Below are 13,756 nucleotides of genomic sequence, written 5' to 3' on the forward strand. Positions count from 1 at the left end.
GCGCGCCGCTGCGTTTTCGGCGTTTTTCGAAGGTTGGTTTCATGGACGATCTGTTGCGCGAGTTCCTGACGGAGAGCAGCGAGAGCCTGGATACGGTCGACAACCAGCTGGTGCAGTTCGAGCAGGATCCGAACAACGCGAAGATCCTGGATAACATCTTCCGGCTGGTGCACACCATCAAGGGCACCTGCGGCTTCCTCGGGCTGCCGCGGCTCGAGGCGCTGGCGCATGCCGGCGAGACCTTGATGGGCAAATTCCGCGACGGCATGCCGGTGAAGGCGGAAGCCGTGACGCTGATCCTGTCCTCGATCGACCGCATCAAGGAGATCCTCGGCGGCCTCGAGGCAACCGAGGCCGAGCCCGAGGGCAACGACCGTGACCTGATCGATCAGCTGGAAGCGATGGTCGAGCACGGCATGGCGGCGATGTCCGATTCGACGCAGTCGATGCCGGTTGCTGCTGATGAAGATGTGCCTGTCGTCGAAGCTCCGTCGGTGCAGGCGGCAATGACCGAAGGCGCGCTGGTGGTGCAGACGCTGGAGCGTCCGCTGCGTCCGGGCGAGGTCTCGCTCGACGAGCTCGAGCGCGCCTTCCGCGAGACCGAGACCGAAGTCGCCGCACCGGCGCCGGCCGCGAAGCCTGCCGCTGCGGCTCCCGCCGCCGAGCCGGCTGAGGCTGCGAAGAAGCCGGCCCGCAAGGCGGCCGCTGAGGATGTCCAGGAAGGCGACAAGATCGCCAACCAGTCGATCCGGGTCAATGTCGACACCCTCGAACACCTCATGACCATGGTCTCCGAGCTGGTGCTGACCCGCAACCAGCTGCTGGAGATCTCCCGCCGCAACGAGGACACCGAGTTCAAGGTGCCGCTGCAGCGGCTCTCCAACGTCACCGCCGAGCTGCAGGAAGGCGTCATGAAGACGCGCATGCAGCCGATCGGCAATGCCTGGCAGAAGCTGCCGCGCATCGTCCGCGACCTCTCCGGCGAACTCGGCAAGCAGATCGAGCTCGAGATGCACGGTGCCGACACCGAGCTCGACCGCCAGGTGCTCGACCTGATCAAGGATCCGCTGACGCATATGGTGCGCAACTCCGCCGATCACGGGCTCGAGACCACCGCCGAGCGGGTCGCCGCCGGCAAGCCGGAGCAGGGCACCATTCGCCTGTCCGCCTATCACGAGGGCGGCCACATCATCATCTGCATCGCCGACAATGGCCGCGGGCTCAACACCGAGCGGATCAAGGCCAAGGCGCTCCAGAACGGTCTCGTCACCGAGGCCGAGCTGGAGAAGATGACCGAGGCCCAGATCCACAAGTTCATCTTCGCGCCGGGCTTCTCGACCGCCGCGCAAGTGACTTCGGTGTCCGGCCGCGGCGTCGGCATGGACGTGGTGCGCACCAATATCGACCAGATCGGCGGCACCATCGACATCAAGAGCGTGGCCGGCGAGGGCGCCTCGGTCACCATCAAGATCCCGCTGACCTTGGCGATCGTCTCCGCCCTGATCGTGGAAGCCGGCGGCGACCGCTTTGCGATTCCTCAATTGTCTGTCGTCGAGCTGGTGCGGGCCCGCGCCAACTCCGAGCACCGCATCGAGCGGATCAAGGACACCGCAGTCTTGCGCCTGCGCAACAAGCTGCTGCCGCTGATCCACCTCAAGAAGCTCTTGAAGATCGACGACGGCGCGACCACGTCAGACGCCGAGAACGGCTTCATCGTGGTCACGCAAGTCGGCAATCAGACCTTCGGCATCGTGGTCGACGGCGTGTTCCACACCGAGGAGATCGTGGTCAAGCCGATGTCCACAAAACTGCGGCACATCGACATGTTCTCCGGCAACACCATCCTTGGCGATGGCGCCGTCATCATGATCATCGACCCCAACGGGATTGCAAAAGCCCTCGGCGCGTCCGGCTCCTCGGCCCATGACCTCGCCGACGACAATGCGAACGCCCACGCCGCAAGCGGCGAGCAGCTGACCTCGCTCCTGGTGTTCCGCGCCGGCTCCTCGCAGCCCAAGGCGGTGCCGCTCGGCCTCGTCACCCGGCTGGAGGAGATCGCAACCGACAAGATCGAACTCTCGAACGGCCGCTACATGGTGCAGTACCGCGAGCAGCTGATGCCGCTGGTGCAGATGGCCGGCGTCGAGGTGCAGTCGCAGGGCTCGCAGCCGATCCTGGTGTTCGCCGACGACGGCCGCTCGATGGGGCTCGTGGTCGACGAGATCATCGACATCGTCGAGGAGCGGCTCAACATCGAGGTCGCGGGTTCGCAGGACGGCATTTTGGGTTCGGCCGTGATCAAGGGCCAGGCCACCGAGGTGATCGACGTCGGCCACTTCCTGCCGATGGCGTTCGCCGACTGGTTCTCGCGCAAGGAGATGCGGCCGTCGGCCTCGGCGCAGTCGGTGCTGCTGGTCGATGACTCAGCGTTCTTCCGCAACATGCTGGCGCCGGTGCTCAAAGCCGCCGGCTACAAGGTCAGGACCGCGGGCGGCGCGCAGGAGGGGCTCGCCGCGCTGCGTTCGGGACAGAGCTTCGACGTCGTGCTGACCGACATCGAGATGCCCGAGATGAACGGCTTTGAGTTCGCCGAGAACATCCGAAGCGACCACAATCTGATCGGGCTGCCGATCATCGCGCTGTCGGCGATGGTGTCGCCGGCGGCGATCGAGCGCGGCCGGCAGGCCGGCTTCCACGACTATGTCGCCAAGTTTGATCGTCCCGGGCTGATCGCGGCGCTGAAAGAGCAGACCGCCGAACTGCGCCGGGCGGCCTGACACGGGATAAGGACAGGGATCGATGACCAGCAAGACCGAGACAAGCGAAGGCGCGATGGCCGAATACGTCACCGCCGTGATCGGCGGGCAGCTGTTCGGCCTGCCGATCTCGCGGGTGCAGGACGTGTTCATGCCGGAGCGGCTGACGCGGGTGCCGCTGGCCTCCAGCGAGATCGCCGGCGTGCTCAATCTGCGCGGACGTATCGTCACCGTGGTCGACATGCGCGCCCGGCTCGGGCTGCCGAAGGCCGACGACGGTAAGCCTCCGATGGCGGTCGGCGTCGACCAGCGCGGCGAATCCTATGGCCTGCTGATCGACCAGATCGGCGAGGTGCTGCGGCTCTCCGAAAACAGCCGCGAGGACAATCCGGTCAACCTCGATCCCCGCATGGCCAAGCTCGCCGGCGGCGTCCATCGCCTCGACGGCCAGCTCATGGTCGTCCTCGATATCGATCGCGTGCTCGAACTGGTGCCCGATGCCAAAGCGGCGTGAACAGGGCCGCCCGAACTGAAGAACTGAAACATCCCACCGGGGATGAGGAAGTAGAGGTCGCAGATGAGAACCTGTCTTGTTGTCGATGACTCAAGCGTCATTCGCAAGGTCGCCCGCCGCATCCTGGAAGGGCTCGACTTCCAGATCGTCGAGGCCGAGGACGGCGCCAAGGCGCTCGAGGCCTGCAAGCGCGCGATGCCGGAAGCCGTGCTGCTCGACTGGAACATGCCGGTCATGGACGGCTACGAGTTTCTCGGCAATCTCCGCCGCATGCCCGGCGGCGATCAGCCCAAGGTCGTGTTCTGCACCACCGAGAATGACGTCGCGCATATCGCACGCGCGCTGCATGCCGGTGCCAACGAATACATCATGAAGCCGTTCGACCGGGACATCGTCACCGCGAAGTTCCAGGAAGTCGGACTCATTTAGAGCATGATCCGGAAAAGTGGGAACCGGTTTTCCGAGAAGATCATGCTGACTTAGATTCTTCGTTCGATCCGGCGGCAGAAGCCTTCGGCTCAACGGTTGTTGTGCGTCGTGTTGCGTCGCTGGTGAAGTCATGAGTGTTGCGTTGACAAGTACTGCGGTCCCGACATCGACCCGTTCCGACAAGGTGCGGGTGATGGTGGTCGACGATTCCGTGGTGATCCGCGGGATGATCTCGCGCTGGATCGGCGCCGAGCCCGACATGGAAGTCGTCGCCTCGCTGCGCACCGGCCTCGACGCCGTCAACCAGCTCGAACGCATCAACCCCGATGTCGCGGTGCTCGATATCGAGATGCCCGACCTCGACGGCATCTCGGCGCTGCCGCAGCTGCTGGCGAAGAAGCGCGATCTCGTCGTCATCATGGCCTCCACGCTGACCCGCCGCAACGCGGAGATCAGCCTGAAGGCTCTCTCGCTCGGTGCGTCCGACTACATTCCGAAACCGGAAAGCACGCGCGAGGCCACCGCCGCGGAAACCTTCCGCCACGACCTGATCCAGAAGATCCGTCATCTCGGCGCCAAGGCGCGGCGCAACCCGCTGCACTCGATGGCAAGCCCGCCGCTTGCGCCCGGTCATGACAGGCCGCGTCCGCTGGCGCCCGCTGCTGCGCACACAGCGCCGGCCCAGGCCACGCGCCGTTCGTTCGGCCTGCTGCCGCCCAAGGTGCTGCTGATCGGCTCGTCGACCGGCGGCCCGCAGGCGCTGATGACGCTGGTCGCCGAGATCGGCCCGGTGATCGATCGCTTCCCGGTGCTGATCACCCAGCACATGCCGCCGACCTTCACCACCATTCTCGCCGAGCATCTGGCGCGCACCAGCAAGCGGCCGGCGCATGAGGGGATCGACGGCGAGAGCATCAAGCCGGGCCAGATCTATCTGGCACCCGGCGGGCGCCACATGCGCGTCGCCCGCCACGGCGTCGATGCCACGATCGCGCTCGATGACGGGCCGCCGGTCAATTTCTGCAAGCCCGCGGTGGATCCGATGTTCACCTCCGCGATCGATGTCTGGCAGGGCAGCATCATGTCGGTGATCCTGACCGGCATGGGCTCCGACGGCATGCGCGGCGGCAAGGACATCGTCGCCGCCGGCGGCAGCGTGATCGCGCAGGACGAAGCGACCAGCGTGGTGTGGGGCATGCCCGGTGCTGCGGTCAATGCCGGCATCTGCGCCGCGGTGCTGCCGCTCAATCAGATCGCACCGAAGCTTGTTCGGGTATTTGCGGGAGACCGTTCGTGACGCCGCTGGACTACGAGTATCTGCGTAAGCTGCTGAAAGAGCGTTCCGGCCTCGATCTCTCCGCCGACAAGCAATATCTCGTCGAGAGCCGCCTGTTGCCCTTGGCGCGCCGGTCGAACCTCGCCGGGATTCCCGAGCTGGTGCAGCGGATGAAGGGTGGCGCGGAGCTGCTGACATCCGAGGTGGTCGAAGCGATGACCACCAACGAGACCTTCTTCTTTCGCGACAAGATCCCATTCGACCATCTGAAGGAAGCGGTGCTGCCCGCGCTCGCGCAGGCGCGCGCGGCGCGCCGCAGCTTGCGCATCTGGTGCGCGGCGTCGTCGACCGGGCAGGAGCCGTATTCGATCGCGATGCTGCTGAAGGAGATGACTGCGCTGTTTGCCGGCTGGCGGATCGAGATCATCGCCACCGACCTGTCGCAGGCGGTGCTCGAAAAGGCCAAGGCCGGCCTGTTCAGCCAGTTCGAGGTGCAGCGCGGCCTGCCGATCCAGCTGCTGGTCAAGTATTTCGTGCAGAAGGGCGAGCTCTGGCAGCTCAACGCCGATATCCGCGGCATGGTGCAGCACCGCCAGCTCAATCTGCTGCAGGACGTCTCGCATCTCGGCACCTTCGACGTGATCTTCTGCCGCAACGTGCTGATCTATTTCGATCAGCAGACCAAGGCCGGTATCTTCGGCAAGGTAGCCCGGATGCTCGAGCCCGACGGCGTGCTGGCGCTTGGCGCGGCGGAATCCGTGGTCGGCATCACCAATCTGTTAAGGCCCTATCCCGACCGGCGCGGACTGTATCAGCCGAGCGTCGCTCCGGTCGCGCGCGCCGGCGCCGCGCTGCATGTGCTGAAGGCGGTTGCGTCCGCTGCGCGGTGAGACGAGACATCTCGCTTTAACCCCGTCACGCTGAGGAGCCGCGAAGCGGCGTCTCAAAGGGTCGACGGCCACCAGCGGGGCCGTGCAGCCTTCGAGGCTCGCAAGCGCTCGCACCTCAGGATGACGGCGACAGAGCCGCGTTCTTTCAACGTTCATGAACTACAAAATCGCGTGCGGCAGGAAGCGCGAGGTGTTGCCGGTGATCGGATTCTCGTCTTCCCGAATCGAGAGTCCGCAGGGCGTGCCGTCAACCAGCCAGCTGCCGAGCACCGGATACTGCCCGGAAAAATTCGGCAGCGGCGCCAGCGCCTGGCGGATGAAGCCTTCGGCGCCGTAGGGGCCTTGCTCGGCGACCAGCGTGACGCCGGCGCTGACCAGCTCGACATTGGCGCCCTCGCGCGAATAGATCGGCTTGCGCACGAACGACGTGCCGAGCTGGGCGGCCTGCGGGTCGTCCTCGAAATAGGCCGGCAGCAGATTGGGGTGGTTCGGGAACATCTCCCAGAGCAGCGGCAGGATGCCCTTGTTGGAGAGGATCGCCTTCCATGGCGGCTCGATCCACTGCGTCGGCGCGGTCGCGAGGTTCTTGCCGAATGCGTCATGGAACATCCATTCCCACGGATAGAGCTTGAACGCGAGCGCGATCGGGCGTTCGTCGAGGTCGACGAACTGACCGTCGTCGCGCAGCCCGATCTCCTCGATGTCGAGCAGCGTGGTCTTCAGCCCGGCCTGCGCCGCGGTGTCCTCGAGATAGGCGAGCGTGCCGGCGTCCTCGGGATTTCCGGTCAGTCCGGTGAGATGCAGCGGGTGGGTCGCGCCGATCCTTTTCCAGGCCTCGATCAGCCGGTCGTGGATCGAGTTGAACTGGTCGGCGCGCTTCGGGATGATGTTGCGTTGGATTGCCTGTTCGAGCCAGGTCCATTGAAACACCGCGGCCTCGAAGATCGAGGTCGGCGTATCGGCATTGTATTCGAGCAGCCTGGCCGGGCCGCGGCCGTCGAAGGTGAGATCGAGCCGGCCGTACAGGCTCGGATTCCTGCGGCGCCAGCTTGCCGCGATCAGATCCCAGAACGCCTCCGGTATCTTCAGCCGGCGCAGATAGCGCTCATCCCTGACCGCGCGTCCGGCCAGCTCGAGACACATCGCGTCGATTTCGCCGGTCGGCGCCTCGATCGCGCGCTCGATCTCGTCCAGCGTGAAGGCGTAATAGGCGCGCTCGTCCCAGTACCGTTCGCCGTCGATGGTGTGGAAGGTGAAGCCGGCGTTCTCGGCAGTCGTCCGCCAATCGTCGCGTTCGGGACATGCGATGCGTTGCATGAGGGGAAACCGCGCTCGCTCGTCAGCCTGGTGTCAGCTTCCGCCATGCGACGGATCGTCGTCGCCGTAGCGGGCGATGGTGCGCGGCGCGCCGCCGAAGCCGCCGGAGGGCGACCGTTCCGCCGATTTTCCCTTCCTTCCGTGTCCTGCATGGTGGTGGCTGCGGGCATGGCTTGGCGTCAGGCCGATCGACGCCGCGCCGATCGCGATACTTCCCATCAATTTCAGCCATACCCGGCGCGAGCGTTTCATGAACGCAATCCCTGCCTTGCCGTCTGCGGAGCCATGGCGAGTTTCCATCAGCTGCGTTCGCCGGGCAAGCGAAAGCGCGATGACACGGCGATGACACGGCAACATGCATCAGCTGCCGCTGAAGCCGAACGCATGCGCGAATGAACCGAAGCCGCCGCGGCTCACCGACAAGCTAGACGACGAGCTCGAGGAAGAGGAGGTGCCGCTCGACGACGAGCTGCCGCTGTAGAAGCTGCTGCGCGACGAGCCGCTGCTGCCGCCCGATCCGGACGATGAGCTGCGCGTTGTGCAGTCGACGCCTGGTTGTGGCGGGACCGGTGTGACGACGCCCGGTGCGGTGACGCCCGGCGGCGTCGGCGGCATCGGCTGGCAATTCGGCCGCGGCATCAGCGCGTAGGCGCTGCCGCCGACCGCGAGCGTGCCCATCAAGAGCAGCGCGACGTGATTGGAGCGCTTGGATGGCGCATCCGGCCGCGGCGGCGTCGGCACCGCCGGCACGACCGGTCGCCGTTTGCCGAAGTCCGCGTTCGGTTTGCGCGCCATGATTTGGCTCAACGGCTCAGTAGATCATGCAGGCCGCGTTCAGCGCGCCTGCGGCCAGCGAGGACAGCCCGAGCCAGATCGCCGGCGCCATTTCGCCGGAGGCGATCCGCCCCGACAGGTTCGGCACCGGGATCTTCACGATGTAATAGACGATGATCTGCACGATCAGCGCGATGATGCTCCAGATCAGGCAGTCCACCACATTGGCGGAGTGGGCGATCGCGCTGACCACCGGCAGCACGAAGCCGAGCAGGCTTAAGCCCAGCGCAATCGCCGCCGCCGGATCGTTGTCGCGGATCAGCTGGAATTCGTCATGCGGGGTGACGCGCGTGTAGACGAAGAGGTAGGCGACCACGGCGATCAGCGCCGTGCAGAAATAGACCAGGAACGCCGGCAGGCCGGCGAGGGATTGCAGGATCATGTCGGGGCGGTCCGGGAGTTCGTCGGGATTCGCGCGAGGCAGGATTGCACGTTCCCTTGGTCGGCGCATGCCGACAGCCGGTTCAATCCCAAACAAAAACCCCGCCATTTGCGGCGGGGTTCAGGTCGAAAGGAGCGAACCTTGCGGTTCTCTGCGGGCCCGGAAGGTCAGGCGGGAATGCGCTCGTCGGCCTCGTGCGGCTCGCGCAGCACGTAGCCGCGGCCCCACACGGTCTCGATGAAGTTGCGGCCTTCGGAGGCGTTGGCGAGCTTCTTGCGGAGCTTGCAGATGAAGACGTCGATGATCTTCAGCTCCGGCTCGTCCATGCCGCCGTAGAGATGGTTGAGGAACATTTCCTTGGTGAGCGTGGTGCCCTTGCGGAGCGAGAGCAGCTCCAGCATCTGGTATTCCTTGCCGGTCAGGTGCACGCGCTGGCCGCCGACCTCGACCGTCTTGGTGTCGAGATTGACCACGAGATCGCCGGTCTGGATGACCGACTGGGCGTGACCCTTGGAGCGGCGCACGATCGCGTGGATGCGGGCGACCAGCTCGTCCTTGTGGAAGGGCTTGGTCATGTAGTCGTCGGCGCCGACGCCGAGACCCTTGACCTTATCCTCGATGCCGGCGAGGCCGGAGAGGATCAGAATGGGAGTTTTGATCTTCGACACCCGCAGCTGCTTGAGCACGTCGTAGCCGGACATGTCGGGCAGGTTGAGGTCGAGAAGGATGATGTCGTAGTCGTAAAGCTTGCCGAGATCGACGCCCTCTTCGCCGAGGTCCGTCGTGTAGACGTTGAAACTCTCGGACTTGAGCATCAATTCGATCGACTGCGCGACGGCGCTGTCATCTTCAATCAGCAAAACGCGCATGCCAGTCCCCTATAGTCGCCGCTCCGGGCGTCAGGTCGGCCGCACTTGCGGCACTCACAAAACGCCTTTGAACAACTGATTCGGATCCTGACGAGATATGGTTAACAAAAACTGATTCCTCCGCGCAAGCTCTAACCGTGCAATTTTTGTCGAATCGCCCTAAGATATTGCGTAGAAGAAGCTTTTCCTAACCGCGTCCGTTCAGTTTCCACATTAAGAGACGGGCCTAACCGACTCTTGCGACTCGCCCTTCTTCTGATGGGCAAGCGACCTCAGTCACCAAAGACAGTGACGCAATGATTAATGATGCGGGTAAACACGAAGTTAAGCGGCCGGAGCAAAAAAGCGGAAACTTAAGGTTTTCGCAATGAAGGCGCTCGCGGAGCAGATCGGCGACATCGACGGCGTCAATATTTATGGCCGCGTGGTCGGCGTCCGCGGGCTGATGGTCGAGATCGCGGGCCCCATTCACGCGATGTCGGTCGGCGCCCGCATCGTGATCGACGTCGGCGCGGGCCGCTTCATCCCCGCCGAGGTGATCGGCTTCTCCGGCGAGAACGCGGTGGTGATGCCGTTCGGCGGGCTCGATGGCGTGAGGCGCGGTTGCCGCGCGGTGATCGCCAATGCGGCGAGCCAGGTGCGGCCGTCGCCGGCCTGGCTCGGCCGCGTCGTCAACGCGATGGGCGAGCCGATCGACGGCAAGGGCCCGCTGGTGCAGGGCGCCTCGCCGATGTCCTACCGCAACTCGCCGCCGCCGGCGCATTCGCGCAAGCGGGTCGGCCCGCCGCTCGATCTCGGCGTGCGCGGTCTCAATACGTTCCTGACCTGCTGCCGCGGCCAGCGGCTCGGCATCTTCGCCGGCTCCGGCGTCGGCAAGTCGGTGCTGCTGTCGATGCTGGCGCGCAACGTCGATGCCGCGATCTCGGTGATCGGGCTGATCGGCGAACGCGGCCGCGAGGTGCAGGAATTCCTCCAGGAGGATCTCGGCGAGGAGGGGCTGGCGCGCTCGGTCGTGGTGGTCGCGACCTCGGACGAGCCGGCGCTGATGCGGCGCCAGGCGGCGTATCTGACGCTCGCCATCGCGGAATATTTCCGCGACGAGGACCAGGATGTGCTGTGCCTGATGGATTCGGTGACGCGCTTTGCGATGGCGCAGCGCGAGATCGGCCTCTCGGCGGGCGAGCCGCCGACCGCCAAGGGCTACACGCCGACCGTGTTCACCGAATTGCCGAAGCTGCTCGAGCGGGCAGGGCCGGGCACCGGCGACGGCACCATCACCGCGATTTTCACGGTGCTGGTCGACGGCGACGATCACAACGAGCCGATCGCGGATGCGGTGCGCGGCATTCTCGACGGTCATATCGTGATGCAGCGGGCGATCGCCGAGCGCGGCCGCTATCCCGCGGTCAACATCCTCAAGTCGGTGTCGCGCACCATGCCGCGGTCGGCCGACCCCAACTTCCTGCCTTACATCAACAAGGCGCGGCAGGTGATGGCGACCTATGCCGACATGGAGGAATTGATCCGGCTCGGGGCCTACCGGCCGGGTTCCAGCGCGGAGGTCGACGAGGCGATCCGGCTGCATGAGCCGCTCGAGGCCTACCTGCGCCAGGCCAAGGACGAGTCCACCAGCCTTCCCGACGGCTACCGGCAACTGGCTCAAATCCTGTCGGGTTTGGAAACGGAACGCTAACTTTGTCAGGCCATCATCGCCGGCACACCATAGCTATGCCGGCGGGGCCCAGCGGGGAGCCGGCTCTGTCCCGCGTTCAGATTTGGGACTTCTGGGGAGTATGAGTCGATGAAGTCACGTGAAACGCTGATCCGCCTGAAGAAATTTCAGGTCGACGAAAAGCGCCGTCGGGTTACCCAGATCGAAGGCATGATCGCCGACTTCCAGCGCATGTCGGTCGAGCTCGAGCGCGAGATCCAGACCGAGCAGGAGCGCGCCGGGATCAACGACCCCACGCACTTCGCCTATCCGACCTATGCCAAGGCCGCGATCCAGCGCCGCGAGAACCTGACCCGTTCGGCCGACGAACTGCGCGCCCAGCTCGACGACGCCAAGGCGCTGCTGTCGGAGGCATTCGAGGAATTGAAGAAGGTCGAACTGCTCGACGAGCGCGACCAGGCGCGCGAACGCGCGGAGGAGAGCGCTCGCGAACAAGCCGACATGGATTCGATCGGCCTGATGCGGGCCCGTCTCGGCGTCATCGCCTGAACCCTCGCTCCCTCCGCTGACCAGATTGAGAGCCCGGGCCGATCGCCCGGGCTTTTTGCTGGGCGCTGTCCACAAGCCGCCGACTTGCCGGCCACTTGTTAGCCCCTTGGCGGATCGTGGTGTCCCAAAATATGCTACCACCGGTCAGGACGGATGATCGGCAGCACGGTGGCAATGACGCGATGGGGGATCGGGGCTTGGAGGGCGCAAGATGCTGACGCCGGCTGAGCTGGTCTGGCTGATCGCCGCCGTCGCCAAGGGGGATGAGGCAGCCTTCGAGCGGCTGTACGCCGCGACCCGCGCGAAACTCTTCGGCGTCGTGCTCCGTATCTTGCGGCGACAGGACCTCGCCGAGGAGGTCATTCAGGAGGCTTACGTCAAGATCTGGAACAGCGCCGGGCAGTTCAACCCAGCCCTGTCGTCCCCGATCACGTGGATGACGTCGATCGCGCGCAACCGCGCCATCGACGTGGTGCGCAAGCGCGGCGAGGCCTCGCTGGAGGAAGAGCCGGCGGCGATGGAGGTCGCAGCCGACCAGCCCGATCCGCTGGCGCGACGGGAGATGACGGAAGAGTTGAAGCGATTGCTGGAGTGCGTCGGTCGTCTGGAGCCGGATCGTCAGAAGCTCGTGCTGCTCGCCTATTACAACGGCTGGAGCCGCGAGCAACTCGCCGCAAAGTTCGAGACGCCGGTGAACACGGTGAAGACCTGGCTGCGCCGCAGCCTGATGGATATCCGGGAGTGTCTTGGACTCTGATTGATGGCCTATAGCGAAGACCATATCGCGCTCGCCGCGGAATATGCGCTCGGTACGCTCGATGCCGAGGAGCGCGCGCAGGTCGAGACCATGATGGCCGTCGACAGCGAGTTCGCAGCGCTGGTGCAGGGCTGGCAGTTCAGGCTCGGGCCGCTGAATCAGATGGTCGGCCTGGTCGAGCCGCGTCCGGTGGTCTGGGACAACATCAAGGCGGCGATCGGCCCCACGAGCGCGCCGCAGGCGCCGCTGGTGCTGCCCGAGACGCCGGCCACGACGGAGACGCCGCCGCCTTCGCCAATCACGGACGATCCCGAATTCGGCTCGGCGTTCGATCCGGAGCCTGCGCAGTCGCCCGAGCCCCGGAGGCTGCCCGAGGCCCGACCGCCGCGGGTCATCTTCGACGAGCGCAACGTGACCGCGCTGACGGGCCGCGTGAAGCGCTGGCGCGGTATCGCGTCGGCCGCGACCGCGATCGCGGCCGCGCTGCTGGTGACGCTCGGCCTGCAGATCTACAAGCCCGACGCTCTGCCGAATGCGATCCGGCCGAAGCCGCGCATCCAGACCGTCGAAGTGAAGACGCCGGCGCCGGCATTGACGCCGTCCGCGCAGTATGTCGCGCTGCTGCAGGGGCAGAATGGCGGGCCGGCCTTCATCATGACCATCGACGGCGCCACCAAGAATTTTACCGTCCGCAAGGTCGGCGCCCCGTCGGAGCCCGGCAAGAGTTTCGAGCTCTGGCTGATCTCCGACAAGCTGCCGCAGCCGCGCTCGCTCGGCGTGATCGGCGCCGATGATTTCACCGCGCGGCCGGTGCTGTCGGGCTACGATTCCGACGTGATCAACGGCGCCACCTATGCGGTGACCGTCGAGCAGGCCGGCGGTTCACCGAACGGCCAGCCGACCTCGGCGCCGATCTTCACCGGCAAGCTGATCGAGACCGTGCCGGGCGCGTCGGCTTCGCCGCCGCGATAGGCCAGCCGCCCATCGTCAGAGGTTGCCGATGGTGGCCGTCCGTCATTGCGAGCGCAGCGAAGCAATCCATGCTTCCGAGCGAGCGGTGACAGTGGATTGCTTCGCTTCGCTCGCAATGACGTGGATAAGACGTCGCGTCGGCCACCCGCACAAAAAAGAAAACGCCCGTGGGGAGCGGGCGTTTTCGATAGTCAACTTGGGGGTAGTTGGGGGTCTTAAATATCCACGCAGCGACTTTGGGGGGCTGTAAAGAACACTACGTGAATTCGTGAAACTCTCCTGTTAGCGGACCAGCGAGTTGCTGGAGCTGGTGATCGCGACGGGCTTGCCGGCCTTCATGACCCGCGCCGTCTGCGTGTATCCCTCATCCGACGAATTATGTGCCGCGATGCCGAAACCCGCGACCAAGATACCGGCGAACAACGCCACGACCACAATCTTCAGGTGCGTCATACGATCGGCGCTGTAGATCGAGTGGTTCATGGAAGTCTCCTGCCGCCTTCCTGCTCTCAGTAAATCTGTCGGTTCGGTCTGTTGTC

The 13,756-nt window shown here is 65.2% G+C and carries 15 protein-coding genes; 9 read left to right on the forward strand and 6 right to left on the reverse strand.

Annotation, left to right across the window (positions count from 1 at the left end):
- The first annotated feature begins 41 nt into the window (after window positions 1-41).
- The 5 genes from Q2M23_RS08655 (at window position 42) to Q2M23_RS08675 (ending at window position 5,865) form a co-directional block, all read left to right on the forward strand.
- On the forward strand, window positions 42-2,777 hold the full coding sequence (locus Q2M23_RS08655; protein WP_316395327.1) for a hybrid sensor histidine kinase/response regulator: 2,736 nt from the start codon (window positions 42-44) through the stop codon (window positions 2,775-2,777).
- Between the two features lie 22 nt (window positions 2,778-2,799).
- Window positions 2,800-3,270 (forward strand): chemotaxis protein CheW, encoded by a 471-nt coding sequence (locus tag Q2M23_RS08660; RefSeq protein WP_076824388.1) that lies wholly within the window; start codon window positions 2,800-2,802, stop codon window positions 3,268-3,270.
- Window positions 3,271-3,333: 63 nt separating this feature from the next.
- Window positions 3,334-3,699, forward strand: a complete 366-nt coding sequence (locus Q2M23_RS08665) for a PleD family two-component system response regulator (RefSeq protein ID WP_018273268.1) — start codon at window positions 3,334-3,336, stop codon at window positions 3,697-3,699.
- 130 nt (window positions 3,700-3,829) lie between these two features.
- Window positions 3,830-4,996, forward strand: coding sequence for a chemotaxis response regulator protein-glutamate methylesterase (locus tag Q2M23_RS08670; protein WP_057015193.1), 1,167 nt, complete (start codon window positions 3,830-3,832; stop codon window positions 4,994-4,996).
- Entirely contained in the window at window positions 4,993-5,865 is an 873-nt protein-coding gene (locus tag Q2M23_RS08675) for a protein-glutamate O-methyltransferase CheR (RefSeq protein WP_316395328.1), read from the forward strand. The genes Q2M23_RS08670 and Q2M23_RS08675 overlap by 4 nt, the downstream gene beginning before the upstream one ends.
- 159 nt (window positions 5,866-6,024) lie before the next feature.
- Here the strand turns inward: Q2M23_RS08675 and Q2M23_RS08680 are convergent, their stop codons facing one another.
- From Q2M23_RS08680 to ctrA, 5 genes are all read right to left on the reverse strand, one after another.
- Window positions 6,025-7,182 (reverse strand): glutathionylspermidine synthase family protein, encoded by a 1,158-nt coding sequence (locus Q2M23_RS08680; RefSeq protein WP_316395329.1) that lies wholly within the window; start codon window positions 7,180-7,182, stop codon window positions 6,025-6,027.
- 33 nt (window positions 7,183-7,215) lie between these two features.
- Window positions 7,216-7,434 carry a hypothetical protein gene (locus Q2M23_RS08685; protein WP_168856231.1) on the reverse strand — a complete coding sequence of 73 codons (219 nt, stop codon included), beginning with the start codon at window positions 7,432-7,434 and terminating at the stop codon, window positions 7,216-7,218.
- Window positions 7,435-7,542: 108 nt separating this feature from the next.
- Window positions 7,543-7,977 (reverse strand): hypothetical protein, encoded by a 435-nt coding sequence (locus Q2M23_RS08690; RefSeq protein ID WP_316395330.1) that lies wholly within the window; start codon window positions 7,975-7,977, stop codon window positions 7,543-7,545.
- Window positions 7,978-7,993: 16 nt separating this feature from the next.
- On the reverse strand, window positions 7,994-8,398 hold the full coding sequence (locus tag Q2M23_RS08695) for a DUF350 domain-containing protein (protein WP_057015189.1): 405 nt from the start codon (window positions 8,396-8,398) through the stop codon (window positions 7,994-7,996).
- A 167-nt stretch (window positions 8,399-8,565) separates the two neighbouring features.
- Window positions 8,566-9,267, reverse strand: coding sequence for a response regulator transcription factor CtrA (gene ctrA, locus Q2M23_RS08700; protein WP_016848562.1), 702 nt, complete (start codon window positions 9,265-9,267; stop codon window positions 8,566-8,568).
- Window positions 9,268-9,634: 367 nt separating this feature from the next.
- Between ctrA and fliI the strand changes: the two genes are divergently transcribed.
- The 4 genes from fliI (at window position 9,635) to Q2M23_RS08720 (ending at window position 13,217) form a co-directional block, all read left to right on the forward strand.
- A complete protein-coding gene (gene fliI / locus Q2M23_RS08705) occupies window positions 9,635-10,960 on the forward strand; it encodes a flagellar protein export ATPase FliI (RefSeq protein ID WP_028335735.1) in 1,326 nt (441 codons plus the stop codon).
- Window positions 10,961-11,068: 108 nt separating this feature from the next.
- Window positions 11,069-11,488: a flagellar export protein FliJ gene (gene fliJ / locus Q2M23_RS08710; protein ID WP_016848565.1), complete on the forward strand. Its 420-nt coding sequence runs from the start codon at window positions 11,069-11,071 to the stop codon at window positions 11,486-11,488.
- A 211-nt stretch (window positions 11,489-11,699) separates the two neighbouring features.
- Window positions 11,700-12,245 (forward strand): sigma-70 family RNA polymerase sigma factor, encoded by a 546-nt coding sequence (locus Q2M23_RS08715; RefSeq protein WP_028335734.1) that lies wholly within the window; start codon window positions 11,700-11,702, stop codon window positions 12,243-12,245.
- A 3-nt stretch (window positions 12,246-12,248) separates the two neighbouring features.
- Window positions 12,249-13,217 (forward strand): anti-sigma factor domain-containing protein, encoded by a 969-nt coding sequence (locus tag Q2M23_RS08720; RefSeq protein WP_253638931.1) that lies wholly within the window; start codon window positions 12,249-12,251, stop codon window positions 13,215-13,217.
- A gap of 282 nt (window positions 13,218-13,499) precedes the next feature.
- Here Q2M23_RS08720 and Q2M23_RS08725 read toward each other — a convergent pair whose 3' ends face one another.
- Window positions 13,500-13,700 (reverse strand): hypothetical protein, encoded by a 201-nt coding sequence (locus Q2M23_RS08725; protein ID WP_016848568.1) that lies wholly within the window; start codon window positions 13,698-13,700, stop codon window positions 13,500-13,502.
- Between the last annotated feature and the right edge of the window lie 56 nt (window positions 13,701-13,756).

Origin of the sequence: Bradyrhizobium sp. 33ap4, from assembly GCF_032654765.1 — a bacterium.
Classification (GTDB): domain Bacteria; phylum Pseudomonadota; class Alphaproteobacteria; order Rhizobiales; family Xanthobacteraceae; genus Bradyrhizobium; species Bradyrhizobium australafricanum.

Excerpts from the sequence above, each read along its gene's own strand:
- Q2M23_RS08665 (WP_018273268.1), top strand. The coding sequence starts at position 3,334 with ATGAGAACCTGTCTTGTTGTCGATGACTCAAGCGTCATTCGCAAGGTC.
- Q2M23_RS08690 (WP_316395330.1), bottom strand. The coding sequence starts at position 7,977 with ATGGCGCGCAAACCGAACGCGGACTTCGGCAAACGGCGACCGGTCGTG.
- Q2M23_RS08655 (WP_316395327.1), top strand. The coding sequence starts at position 42 with ATGGACGATCTGTTGCGCGAGTTCCTGACGGAGAGCAGCGAGAGCCTG.
- Q2M23_RS08725 (WP_016848568.1), bottom strand. The coding sequence starts at position 13,700 with ATGAACCACTCGATCTACAGCGCCGATCGTATGACGCACCTGAAGATT.
- Q2M23_RS08720 (WP_253638931.1), top strand. The coding sequence starts at position 12,249 with ATGGCCTATAGCGAAGACCATATCGCGCTCGCCGCGGAATATGCGCTC.
- Q2M23_RS08685 (WP_168856231.1), bottom strand. The coding sequence starts at position 7,434 with ATGAAACGCTCGCGCCGGGTATGGCTGAAATTGATGGGAAGTATCGCG.
- Q2M23_RS08660 (WP_076824388.1), top strand. The coding sequence starts at position 2,800 with ATGACCAGCAAGACCGAGACAAGCGAAGGCGCGATGGCCGAATACGTC.
- ctrA (WP_016848562.1), bottom strand. The coding sequence starts at position 9,267 with ATGCGCGTTTTGCTGATTGAAGATGACAGCGCCGTCGCGCAGTCGATC.
- fliI (WP_028335735.1), top strand. The coding sequence starts at position 9,635 with ATGAAGGCGCTCGCGGAGCAGATCGGCGACATCGACGGCGTCAATATT.
- Q2M23_RS08715 (WP_028335734.1), top strand. The coding sequence starts at position 11,700 with ATGCTGACGCCGGCTGAGCTGGTCTGGCTGATCGCCGCCGTCGCCAAG.
- Q2M23_RS08670 (WP_057015193.1), top strand. The coding sequence starts at position 3,830 with ATGAGTGTTGCGTTGACAAGTACTGCGGTCCCGACATCGACCCGTTCC.
- Q2M23_RS08680 (WP_316395329.1), bottom strand. The coding sequence starts at position 7,182 with ATGCAACGCATCGCATGTCCCGAACGCGACGATTGGCGGACGACTGCC.
- fliJ (WP_016848565.1), top strand. The coding sequence starts at position 11,069 with ATGAAGTCACGTGAAACGCTGATCCGCCTGAAGAAATTTCAGGTCGAC.
- Q2M23_RS08695 (WP_057015189.1), bottom strand. The coding sequence starts at position 8,398 with ATGATCCTGCAATCCCTCGCCGGCCTGCCGGCGTTCCTGGTCTATTTC.